The sequence below is a fragment of the Mobiluncus sp. genome (assembly GCF_985070215.1).
In genome coordinates this window covers 1-11742 of record NZ_CFKZQR010000052.1, presented here as the reverse complement: position 1 = coordinate 11742, position 11742 = coordinate 1, and the positions used below count along the sequence as shown (strand labels likewise).

The window sequence follows — 11742 nt, the reverse complement described above, 5'->3', positions numbered from 1 at the left end:
TGTTTTGGTTTTCCCCGCCGATGAACGTGAAGTGCTGGGCCTCATGCTCCAGCAGTCCGGTAGCGCTTTCACCGTGGCGGTTCGCGGCCTGGTGCCCGGAGTCAATACGACAGTCATTGCTGGGTTGCTGGCGCATGCTCTCGCGGTGGCGGCGGAGGGCGAAACCTGTAGCGAACGCACTCGTGAACACCCGCGAGCAGGAAGGTGTACCCACAACAGAGGGCGCGGGGGCGGATACGCGACCGGTCGCGACTCCCTGCGCGATGACGAAGGGAGCAGTGGTACTGCCCCGGTTTGCTGGGTGGACTGCAGCGGCTCCTACCTGCCTTTAGACGCTTGGGTGGCGCCGGTCAGCGGGGCGGATTTGGATTGGAACGCTTGGCAGGTTACGGGGCAAATTCCGGGGTTTCGCGCCGCGGCGGGACTGCCGACGTGGGAAAACGTGGCGTTGCTGGGCGGTTCGGGATCCCTAGTCCGTGCCGAAACTGTTGCCGGTGTGCTGCGCGATTTGGCGGGGATTTTCCCGTGCCTAGTACTGGATTTGGGTTCCGGCGCCGGCGCGCAGGTGCTATCCGGGGCGGGGATGCCGCGCGGAACAGTGGGGACGGATGCCGTGGTGTGGGTTGCGGATTATTCCCGTGCGGCGCTGCTGGCTTGGGAAACGCTACCCCCGGACCTGCCCTGCCCCGCACACCTCGTCGTGGTTCCGGGCGGAGGTTTGCCCCCGCGTCAAGCCCGCCGGGCGCTGCGCGAAATTCACCCGGAAATCGCAGTTTCGGACTGGTCCTACACCACGCGAATCTGGGACAGTTTCGGCCGTGACGGGCTCACCACCCCGCTACCCCGAAAAGTGGCGCACCTTACGGAAAACTTCGCGGCAGGCTTGCTGCATTTGGAACAGAGGACACGACGATGAACATTACCGAGATGAGACGCCTGGTAGCTGCTGGTTTAGACCCGGCGCAGGCCGTTTTACAAACAGCTCCGGCAGCCACCACGACCGGCGAGTTGGCGCAGGGCGCTCGCGGGCTGCGCCAATCCTTAGAGGGGGTCGATGAGCCGCTCGGATCCCTGCTGACCCGGCCCGGAGTCACGGATCTGCTGGTCAACAGCCCTGATGAGGCTTGGATAGATGCCGGTGCGGGTTTGGAAAAAGTGCCGGATTTCTCCATGGGGTCTGCGCTGTCTCTGCGCCGGGCAGCGGTGCGGATGGCGGCCGCGGCCGGACAGCGACTCGATGACGCGACCCCAATTGTCGATGCGACCCTGCCTTCAGGAGTGCGTCTGCACGCCGTGCTACCACCGCTGTCAGGGGATTCGACCGTGATTTCGTTGCGTGTACCCAGTCCGGTGGCTCTGCCTTTGGAGGCGGTGGTGGCTTCCGGCATGGTTTCCCCATGGCTAGCTGAAGCGCTGCGCCGATTGGTGCAGGTGCGGGCCTCCGGGTTGATAACCGGGGCTACCGGCACCGGGAAAACGACTTTGCTGGCGTGTTTGCTGGGTTTGGCGGCCCCAGATGAGCGTCTCATTTGCATCGAGGAGGTTTCGGAGCTGCGTCCGGCTCATCCGCACGTCGTCCATTTGCAGGCGCGAGGGGCTAATGTGCAGGGAGCTGGCGGCGTGTCTTTGTCCGATTTAGTGAAGGCCGCGATGCGGATGCGCCCGGATCGTTTGATTTTGGGTGAGGCCCGAGGTGCCGAAGTCCGGGAGATGCTCTCGGCGTTGAATACGGGTCACCGCGGCGGTTGGGCGACGGTTCACGCCAATTCGGCTCTGGAAGTGCCGGCGCGTTTGGAGGCTCTGGGAGCTTTGGCGGGCATGAGCCGCGAGGCTTTGTGTGCCCAATCCTTGCCGGCTTTCGATGTCATCGTGCACCTGCGCCGGTTTCGTAATCAGGACGGGCGGGTGCGTCGCGCGGTAGTGCAGTTGGCTCGTCTGGCCCGCGGTTCTGACGGGGCTTTGGCGGCAAAAGCGGTGTTGAATTTCGATCCTCAGACCGGGGCGGTGCAGCGGTTGGAGGGCTGGCGGGACTTTGCCGCGCGGTTTGAGCTGCCCGAGCCGCCGCGGGAACCGGTACCGACTGTTTCACCTGCGGCCAGTTCGCCCGCTACCGGAACGGACGCACCTAGGCTGGGCTCCGACCTTGTGAGCCCGAAACCGGAACACACAGACCCGGATCCCGACCTTGTGCTTTCAGACGCGACACTTGTGCACCCGGACCCGGAACTGCCAGAGACCAACCGGGTTGCCGCCCCGAATTCGCCGCCGAAATGGCAAGTTCCCCACCTGGAATGGAATCCCGTGGGCGTGCGCAATCAGACGTCAGCCCAGTTAGCAAACGATTTTGCGGACATCAAGGGGGTGCGCTGATGGATTCGACACAGCTGGTTACCGTGGTGGTGGCCGTGGTGCTGCTCGCGGGCGCGGGACTGTTAGCAGGAATCAGTTCGCGCAGCGGGCGTGACACGCAACCGCGCAACCTGCCCTCCCGCGCCGGGACAGAGGGTGTTCGCGGCGCGAAAGATTCGGGTGGGGCACCGCACTGGCGTGCAAGGTTCTCCCGGCGAAGCGGGCGCCCGGCACAGCAGGGTCTGAGGGATTTGGACGTGGGGTTGTTGTGTGCGGAAATCGCCACCCGCTTGGAGGCGGGCGCCAGTATCGAAAACGCCTGGTCCACCACCTTGCACCGTCTGGATGCGCGCCTGGATTTCGCCGCGATACAAGCCTTTGTGGCTCATCCGCGGCCGGGACTGCGAGAACGCTTCGATAACTTGCGAGCGGGGCAGACGGTGCAAGCAAACCAGCTGGCTCGGGTGCGCCACCCGGAAGCGGCCGCTCAAGCCTTGCGGGGTATGTTGATTGCTACCCAGGTAGCTACCCAGGTCGGAGCGCCTTTGGCGGAGATTTTGAACCGGGTTGCGGACGGGATTGCCGCCACACTTGAGACGGCTGCGAAACGTCACACCGCGCAGGTCGGTCCCAAAGCCACCGCTCGCCTGCTGGGGGTGTTGCCTTTGGCGGCGCTGGGAATGGCTCAGTTTATCGGGGTGGATGTCATCGATATGGCCTTTCGAGGCGGTATCAATACCTGGGTTTTCGTTGTCGGTCTGGCCTTGATGGTGGCGGGAAACCTGTGGTCAACAGCCATGATTCGCAAGGCGACGGGCATCACGACACCAGGCCTCGATCCGACTTTGGCGATGGACATTATTGCGGCTTGTCAGCAAAACGGGGTGTCTTTGACGTCCACTCTGCAGGCTGTGTCTGTGGCCAGTGAGGAACCGGATTTGGCGGTGGTGGCGCGAATGCTGCTGTTGGGGGCGGACTGGGATGAGGCGTGGGCTCAGGCAGATGCCAAGTGGGTTGATTTGGCCAGCGTGTTGCAGCCGGCTTGGGAAGAAGGCGCGTCCCCGGTGCCGCTACTGGTGCGCGGGGCTTCGCGAACTCGGGCCGCCGAGATTCACCGGGCTTTAGACGCAGCGGAACGTCTGGGGGTGCGGCTGATGATTCCGCTGGGTGTGTGCCTGTTGCCAGCGTTTTTTGCGCTGGGGATTGTGCCGGTGGTGGTGTCCACGATTGAGGACCTCATTTCATGAGGGCCGAAAACAGACTTCCCTTTGTCAACATACAAGGGGGTGCCAGTTCGTCACGGTGGCGGCTGGTGGTCGCGCGGAAGGTCCGCGAGACAAATTTCAATAAAGGAGAAAGAAAATGAACAAGATTAGCGCATTGCAAGCGAAAGCAGTGTCCTTTTGGGCTCGTCTGAAGGGCGAGGAGGACGGCATGGCGACCGCGGAATATGCCATCGGTACCCTGGCAGCGGCCGCTTTTGCGGGATTGCTGCTGATGATTATGAAAGGCGGCGAGTTGAAAGACGCGCTGCAGTCCATCATCGAACAGGCTCTGCAGGTCTGAACATGATGATGAATGTCGGGAAAGGTTGGCGTCAGCAGTTCAGCCGACGCCTGGTGCGCCGCTGGCTGGCTCACGGGCGACGCCTCAGTTCGGAAAACGGGATGGTTACGACCGAGCTTGCGCTGACCTTCCCCGCAGTCATCATGATTGTGGTGGCGTTGGCGTTGACCGGGGCAGCCGGAATGGCGGGCGTTCAGGTTAACGCGGCGGCGCGGGCGGCTTGCCGGTCGGTGGCGATTGGTGAGGACAGCGCGGCAGCGGTGGCAGCCGGCAATCGACTGCTGGGGGGAGCCGGAGGCTCGGCTGGTTCTGTGAGCGTGAGCACCACTGGCAAGGACGTGCAGTGCAGCGCTACCAAGAAAATGCCCGCGATGCTCGGAATGCTCGGTATGAGCGCTAAAGCCCAGGCGGTGATTCCTCGTGAAGATTCGTGGTGAAACAGCCGGTCAGGGGTTACTCCGAGGGAAGCTGCGTGAGGAGCGTGGCTCAGGAACGGTCATGGCGTTGGGTCTGATTCTGTTGGGGTTGGCTTTGACCTTGGGTTTGGCTCAAGTCGGGGTGGCTGCGGTGGGCGCCACCGCCGCTCACCAGGCTAGCGATTTGGCTGCCATCGCGGGGGCTACCGCGGTGTTGACCGGTGGGGACGGTTGCGTGACCGCCGGTGAATATGCCACCAAGAATGGTTCTCACCTGGAGACTTGTACGGTTTCCGGGTGGATGGTGACCGTTCGGGTGGCGAAGCCGTTGAAAATCGGGCTGGTAGCGGAGGCACAGTCGACGTCCCGGGCAGGTCCGGAATTCCTGGGCTAGAGGTCTGGGTTGAACGCGTGTTCCGGCAGGGTCGGCACTCCTGGCAAGGCCAACGAAACTTGCGGAACTTGCAGATTTCCGGTTCTGCCGGCCGTGCCAAAGGGCGTGATCCTGGCAGCTCGGGAAATCCTCGCCGGGAACGCGCTCAGCTCAGGCTTTGGCGCACTCGGGCGGCGGTGCCGCGCGCCCAGCCGGTCGTGGCCACCACCGCGATGACGGCAACCGACGCTCCTAGGGCGATGGTGATGTACCATGCCGGGTGGGCGGCCTCGTGAATGGGCAGGCCGCGCGCCACCCCCAGGTTCATGAACGCGCCGAAGCCCGCAATGCCCAAGGACATGCCGATTTGGCGGGCGGTGGAAGTCGTGGCGGAGGCAACCCCGGCTTGGCTTTCCGGCATGGCCGCCAGCACCCGATTCGTCACCGGCATATTCGTAAATGCCAGCACCACCCCGGCCAGGGTTGTGGCCACGAACAGCAACACGACCGGGCCGGTGCTGTTCAGGGGCAGCAGGCAAACACCCAACAGCAGGGTGCCGATGCCAGCTACCAGGAACGCCGCGCGGTAGTTTCCAGCGGCGACAATGCGTCCCGCCGCGACGGCCGCAACCGTGTTGGCAAGTGCTAGGGGCAACATCATCAACCCGGCCTGCAACGGGGTGAAACCCAGATCAAGCTGCAGGTAGAGGGCAAACACGAACATGAAGCCACCGTGGGTAATAAAGACGAACTCCATGATGGACAGTGACCCGACGAAAGGAACGGAACTGAAGTAACGAAAATCCAACATCGGCCAGGGCGTGTGGGTTTCTCGCCACACGAAACCGAGGGAGGCCAGCACGAATATCCCCGCCAGAATCCACTCGCGGAGACCAAAAATGTCTTCCCCGAAGCTGATGATGTCATAAGTCAGGGCACCCATGAGTACCGCGGTCAAAATTTGGCCGGGAATATCCAGGCGGCGCCCGGTTTCATCACGCGATTCGGGGACTTCCCGAATGATGCCCACCAAGGTCAACGCCAGCAGCGGGAGCGGCGCCCAGAACACGGCGCGCCAATCGACCCAGGTCACCAAGGCTCCAGCCAACACCGGCCCGGCGGCTAAACCGACTCCGAGCAGCGCATTCCAAAACCCGATAGCTTTCGCGCGTTCCACCGGGTCGCGAAACACCTCGTTGATGACCGCGAGGCTGATAACCGGCAGCATACAGGCTCCCAACCCTTGCAAGCCGCGGCCGACTATCAGCACCAGCGGCACCCACGCGGCGGCAGCCAGCACGGTACCGGCCGTGAAAGTCGCCATGCCCACAATCATGGTGCGGCGGCGTCCGAAACGGTCGCCCAAGGCTCCGGTCACCATCAGCATGGCCGCCAAAGCCAGGGCATAAATGTTCAACGACCACTGCAGCTCCCCGGTGCTGGCGTGCAAATCCGCCCGAATCGCCGGTAGAGTCACGTTCATTGCGTTCAGATACAGCTGGGTACACACGACGGTCATCGAGCACACCAACAGCACTCGTTTGCGCCGCGCCGGCGTCAAAGCGTCAGCATCATCCCCAGAAGCCACTTCTACCGTCCCTTCGCTGGCCTCCCTTAGTCTAGCGTCTTTATGCCCAGCGCCAATCCGCCCAAGGGATTGAGTGCCGCCCGGGTTTGTGCCGCGATGCCCCACGTCTAAAAAACCGGCGAAGTTACAGGTGAACGCGGTTTAGGCGCAGGGAGTTCAGCACCACCAGCACCGAGCTGGTCGCCATGAAAGCCCCCGCCAGTCCCGGATTCAACATCCCCGCGGCTGCCAGGGGGATGGCCACAATGTTGTAACCAAAAGCCCAGGCGAGGTTCTGTTTGATGTTCCGCAGGGTGGCTCGAGACACGTTGATGGCCTGGGTGATGGCCCCCAGACTGGGGTTCACCAGGGTGATGTCCGCGGCACCGATAGCCGCATCGGTACCGGTGGCCAGGGCAATTCCCAGGTCGGCGGCGGCCAGAGCGGCTGCATCATTGACACCGTCTCCGACCATTGCCACGATTTTCCCGGCGTCTTGCAGTTCCCGGATTGCACCGACTTTGCCCTCCGGGCTGACCCCCGCCACGACTGTTTCGATTCCGGCCTGGTCGGCTGCTAGGCGTGCCGGTTCGCTCTGATCCCCGGTCAGCAGGACGGTTTCGATACCGGCCGCTTTCAGGCTGGCTACTGTCTGTGCGGCTTCGGGTTTGACCGGGTCGCTGAACGTAAACACGGCGAGGGCTCGGGCCTGCACCAGGTCTCCCGCCACCGCCGCGGTATTGTTTTCGCTGGGCCGGCTCGGTTTGGCCGCGGTTCCCGCACTATCCAGCAGACTGGCCCCGTACCCGGCCTTTTCGACCTGCGCAATCAGGGTTTCAGTCGGGACATCCGCGGTGAGGGTCACGGTGGCGATTTCTAAGGGGAGGTTCACCGAAGCCGAAACCCCGTCAAGTTTATTGAGCCGCTTTTCCACTCGGGCCACGCAAGACGCACAGGTCATCCCCGTGATTTTCAGGGTCATTTCCGTGCTGGCCCGCTCCGCCGACAGCTGCCCGTTACCGGCCGGCTCGCCTGACAACATCGGGGAGGCGTCCACGGAAACTTGTGACGACCAGTCCGCACCCGTAGCCAACACCGCCACAGTCCGCCCTTGTGACTGGGCGGCCCCAATCGCCGCAGCCAGTTCCGGGGGAATGTCCGCGCCCATCGCCGTGAGCCACTCCGGTTTCCCAATCGCATAGGCCACGCCGTCCACGAAACCTCCGGCGCCGCGCCCGATGAACGTGGCGAACCCGGTTAAGGCACCGGGTCCGCTCCCGCAGTCTCTTGCTTTTGCGGCCGCGACCAGGGCTTTTCCAATCGGGTGGGGGGAACCGGCCTCCAGGCTGGCTGCCAACGCGAGAGCCTGGGTATCCCCCAGCGACACCAACTCCGCCGGCCTCGGAGCCGACACCGTCACGTCCTCCAGGCGCATTTCCCCGCTGGTCAGCGTGCCGGTTTTGTCCATGACCAGGGTGTTGATGCGCCGGGTTTCCTCCAAAATCTGGGGGCCTTTCAGCAGGATGCCCGCCCGGGATGCTCGGGTGGACCCGACCAGCAAAGCCATCGGGGTTGCCAACCCCAACGCGCACGGACAGGCGATGACCAGCACTGATACCCCAGCAGTGAAAGCGGCAGGGAACGGTTGTCCATGTCCCAGCCACAGCACGCAAGTCAGGACAGCCAGGACGATTACCACCGGGACGAACACTGCCGACACCCGGTCTGCCAGGCGAGAAACCGGGGCTTTCTCGGCTTGAGCGCGGGTCACCAGTCGGGTGATTTGGGCCAGTTTCGTTTCCGCACCGACCTTGGTGGCCTGGGCGACCAGCATGCCTTGGACGTTGATGGTGGCGCCGGTCACACTATCGCCCACGGACTTTTCCACCGGGATAGGCTCGCCGGTCAGCATGGATTCGTCAACGGTGGAGTGTCCTTCGAACACGATGCCGTCGGTGGCGATTTTTTCCCCGGCTGGTACTAAAAAGTAGTCCCCCGGCTGCAGCGCGGCGACGTCGATAGTTTCAGTGTCCCAAGGCGTGGTCGGGTCACGAGGGTCACCGGGGCGGGTGACGCGCACGGCCTGTTTTGCCCCCAGGGACAGCAAGGCGCGTAGCGCCGAGGTCGCCGAGGACTTGGCTCGAGCCTCCAAATATCGTCCGGTCAGCAAAAATACGGTAATCATCACGGCGGTTTCGAAAAAGATTTCACCACCGGAGCCTGTTTCGTGCGCTGCCGCGAGCGGGTTCAGGCTCATGTTCATGGTCATGCCAATGCGGCCGGCGGGAGTAAAAATCAGCGCCCCCCAGGAGTACAGCGTCGCCACGCTCACCCCCAACGCGACCAGGGTGTCCATCGTGGTGGACCCCCCTCGTGCCGCCCGCAGAGCCCCGCGGTGAAATGGTGCGGCGGCCCACCCTACCACCGGCAGACTGCAAACACCGACAACCCACTGCCAAGCCGGAAATTGCAGGACCTCCAGCATAGAGATCGCCATTACCGGTAGACCAAAAATCACGGCCACCACCAGGCGGCGCCCCAGGTCTTGCCGGCGCAACCCGGCCGGGTCTAGCGCTGGATCCACCGCCGGGTCAGCGGAGGGACTAGCTGTCGTTTCGTTGTGTGTCATCAAACCACCGGGCCGACCTCGCGCCGTCCTCACACCACCAATGGAGACAGCGAAGGAAACAAAATCTAGCGGTTGATGGACACAACTCGATAGTTGCCGGCGTCCTGCACAGTTTCGGTGAGGACCTGGTCGGAGGGCAGGCCTTCGCCAGTCACGGTAGCGACCCCGCGGCCCTCGTCACGCACCACTTCGACCCGCTCTACGCCCGATAAGTCGCTGAGGTCAGCGGTGATGTGCTTGACGCACATGTCACAAGTCAGTCCGTCGAGGTTCATGGTGAGAGTTGCCATTAGGGGTTCCTTTCGTTGCTGTTTTGCGATATTGGCCGCTCGTAGGGCCACTGTCCATTTCAACCACCGGTTGCGCCGGATTATTCCCACCCAGCGTAACAAAAAATCAGCCCTGTTTAGTGGGCTGAACCCAGCTTATTCGAGGTAGTCGACCAGCTGGGCGGCTATCCCGGTGTAGGTCGCGGGGGTCAGGGCCTGCAAACGTGCGGTTTGCTCTGGGGGAAGCCCCAGGTCGGCAATGAACTGACGCATCCGAGCCCCGTCCACCTTGTGCCCGCGAGTCAGCTCTTTTAAGCGCTCATAAGGATTATCCATGCCGGGAACTCCGGCAATCCCCGCCACACGCATGGTCTGTTGAACTGCTTCGCCAAGCACCTCCCAGTTGTCGTCCAAATCTGCTGTCATCACGTCCGCGTCAACTTTCAACCCGGCCAGTCCGCGCTGCAGATTATCGATTGCCAGCAGGGAGTGGCCAAACGCGGTGCCGATATTGCGCTGGGTGGTGGAATCGGTGAGGTCGCGCTGCATCCGGGTCGTGACCAGGGTCTGTTCCAGCACCTCGAACAGTCCGGAGGAAATCTCGAGGTTCGCTTCGGCGTTTTCGAACCGAATCGGGTTGATTTTATGCGGCATGGTCGAGGACCCGGTCGAACCTTGCGCCGCCAAATCTTGGGCAAAATACCGCAGGGAAATATAGGTCCAAATATCGGTGGCGAGGTTGTGGGCGATGCGGTTGAAGTGCGTGACCGTCGCATAAAGTTCCGCTTGATAATCGTGGGACTCAATCTGGGTGGTCAAAGGATTCCAGGTCAGTCCGAGCCGGTCCTCAACGAATCCGCGGGACAGCGCCGCCCAATCCGCTTTGGGCACCGCCACCGTGTGCGCCGCAAAATCGCCGGTCGCGCCGTTGATTTTGCCCAAGTATTCCTGGGTTTCGACACGTTTCAGCTGACGGTTCATACGCCAGGCAAACACGGCCAGTTCGTGTCCCAAGGTGGTGGGGGTGGCGGGCTGTCCGTGGGTGTGGGCGAGCATCGGCACCTGAGCGTTTTCCCGGGCCAGGTCGGTGATTTGGGTTTGCAGGGCGCGGGCGGCGGGCAGCCACACGCGTCCCACCCCGTGCTTTATCAAAATCGCGTAGGTCAGGTTGTTGATGTCCTCGGAGGTGCAGAAAATGTGCACCATTTCTTTCAGATTCGGCAGTGCCTGGCCATCCGTACCACCTAACGCCTCCGGGGCGGCCTCAAGGGCGGACTTCAACAGGTATTCCACCGCTTTCACGTCATGCTTGGTTTTCGCTTCGGTTTGGCTCAGCGTAGCGATTTCGTCCGCCCCGAAAGTCCTGACCAGGCTGCGCAGATACGTTTTTTCTGCCGCGCTCAACACCGGCGCGCCGTCCAGCACTTCCTGGTCCGTGAGCCAAATGAGCCACTCTATCTCAACGAACAGGCGCGCCCGATTGACCGCCGCTTCGGAAAACCAGTCGACCAGCGAGGACACGACCCCGCGGTATCGTCCGTCCAGTGAACCGAGGGCAATCGCCGGGCTCAGCGCCCCCAAATCAACGTGTTCGGTGGGAAATTCAGTAACCATTTGTTCTGCTTTCACTAGTTGTGAGGGATGGTTTGCGCCTGCGTTCAAGCCTGGGGCGCCTGTGCGGTGGCGGCAGCCTTCGCCGCGGCCGGAATCGCGTCCAGAATCTGGTTAATGGCCGCATCATCGCCAAAGTGGGCTGCAGACACAAACCAGGCTTCGAACACGGAAGGTGGCAACATGACGCCTTGCCGGTAAAACTCCCAGAACATCGGGGCGAATCGCCAGGTTTCCTGGGCTTTCGCGCCGGCATAATCGATGACGGGAGTCTCGGAAAAGAACACGGAGAACAGCGAACCAGCTCGCCCGATGAAGTGAGGGACGTCCTCCCGGTTCAACGCCGCGTCCAGAGCGCCCGCAATCGTGTCGGCCACCGCATCGACCTTGCCATACACATTGTTGTCGGCACATTGTAAAGTGGCCAACCCGGCCGCGCAGGACAGGGGATTGCCGCTCAAGGTTCCGGCCTGATAGACCGGACCGAGGGGGGCGAGCTGATTCATCAGTTCGGCGCGGCCCCCGATAGCTGCCAGGGGCATGCCTCCCCCGATGACCTTGCCGAAGGTCAACAAGTCCGGGGTCCAAAACTCGCCGAAAGTCACACCCTCGTTTTGGGCGGCGACCCCTACCGGGAACAGTCCCGCCGGACCGGACGTGGTGCCCTCCGGACTTTCCAGATATTCCCGCCCGGTGGACAACCCCCACCAGCCCGAGGGCGACACCCGAAACCCGGTCAGCACCTCGTCTTGAATCATCAACGCCCCGTACTCGCGGCACAGCCGGGAAATTTCGGGCAGGAATCCGGCCCGGGGTGCCACGACCCCCATATTCGCGGCGGCACCCTCCACGATGACCGCGGCAATCTCGGAACCGCGCCGGGCAAACGCTTCCTGTACGGCTTTCACATTGTTGTAGGGCAACACCAGGGTCAGAGCCGAAATCCCCGCCGGTACTCCCGC

General features: G+C 62.7%; 11 protein-coding genes. 6 read left to right on the top strand and 5 right to left on the bottom strand.

All coding sequences use genetic code 11. The features are described from left to right. The 6 genes from AC5LBQ_RS08650 to AC5LBQ_RS08625 all read left to right on the top strand — a co-directional run. Positions 1-916 (top strand): hypothetical protein (locus AC5LBQ_RS08650; protein ID WP_493265223.1); only part of this gene is annotated, 916 nt, incomplete at its 5' end. Next, positions 913-2370: a TadA family conjugal transfer-associated ATPase gene (locus AC5LBQ_RS08645; RefSeq protein WP_493265222.1), complete on the top strand. Its 1458-nt coding sequence runs from the start codon at positions 913-915 to the stop codon at positions 2368-2370. The genes AC5LBQ_RS08650 and AC5LBQ_RS08645, both read left to right, overlap by 4 nt. Then, positions 2370-3596: a type II secretion system protein gene (locus AC5LBQ_RS08640; RefSeq protein WP_295027325.1), complete on the top strand. Its 1227-nt coding sequence runs from the start codon at positions 2370-2372 to the stop codon at positions 3594-3596. Before AC5LBQ_RS08645 ends, AC5LBQ_RS08640 begins: the two co-directional genes overlap by 1 nt. Before the next feature lie 115 nt (positions 3597-3711). Next, the gene (locus tag AC5LBQ_RS08635; RefSeq protein WP_282922502.1) at positions 3712-3915 is read left to right on the top strand and encodes a DUF4244 domain-containing protein; all 204 of its coding nucleotides are present in this window, start codon (positions 3712-3714) and stop codon (positions 3913-3915) included. 2 nt (positions 3916-3917) lie between these two features. After that, on the top strand, positions 3918-4352 hold the full coding sequence (locus AC5LBQ_RS08630; RefSeq protein WP_295027324.1) for a TadE family protein: 435 nt from the start codon (positions 3918-3920) through the stop codon (positions 4350-4352). After that, entirely contained in the window at positions 4336-4725 is a 390-nt protein-coding gene (locus AC5LBQ_RS08625; RefSeq protein WP_491680987.1) for an Rv3654c family TadE-like protein, read from the top strand. The genes AC5LBQ_RS08630 and AC5LBQ_RS08625 overlap by 17 nt, the downstream gene beginning before the upstream one ends. A gap of 145 nt (positions 4726-4870) precedes the next feature. Here the strand turns inward: AC5LBQ_RS08625 and AC5LBQ_RS08620 are convergent, their stop codons facing one another. From AC5LBQ_RS08620 to AC5LBQ_RS08600, 5 genes are all read right to left on the bottom strand, one after another. Beyond that, on the bottom strand, positions 4871-6292 hold the full coding sequence (locus AC5LBQ_RS08620) for an MFS transporter (RefSeq protein ID WP_491680986.1): 1422 nt from the start codon (positions 6290-6292) through the stop codon (positions 4871-4873). Between the two features lie 124 nt (positions 6293-6416). Continuing rightward, positions 6417-8900 carry a heavy metal translocating P-type ATPase gene (locus AC5LBQ_RS08615; protein ID WP_493265221.1) on the bottom strand — a complete coding sequence of 828 codons (2484 nt, stop codon included), beginning with the start codon at positions 8898-8900 and terminating at the stop codon, positions 6417-6419. A 65-nt stretch (positions 8901-8965) separates the two neighbouring features. Next, a complete protein-coding gene (locus tag AC5LBQ_RS08610; protein ID WP_491680603.1) occupies positions 8966-9190 on the bottom strand; it encodes a heavy-metal-associated domain-containing protein in 225 nt (74 codons plus the stop codon). A 135-nt stretch (positions 9191-9325) separates the two neighbouring features. Continuing rightward, positions 9326-10783 (bottom strand): adenylosuccinate lyase, encoded by a 1458-nt coding sequence (gene purB / locus AC5LBQ_RS08605; protein WP_493265220.1) that lies wholly within the window; start codon positions 10781-10783, stop codon positions 9326-9328. Positions 10784-10827: 44 nt separating this feature from the next. Continuing rightward, positions 10828-11742, bottom strand: a 915-nt coding sequence (locus AC5LBQ_RS08600) for an aminotransferase class III-fold pyridoxal phosphate-dependent enzyme (RefSeq protein WP_493265219.1), incomplete at its 5' end; no start/stop codon positions are given.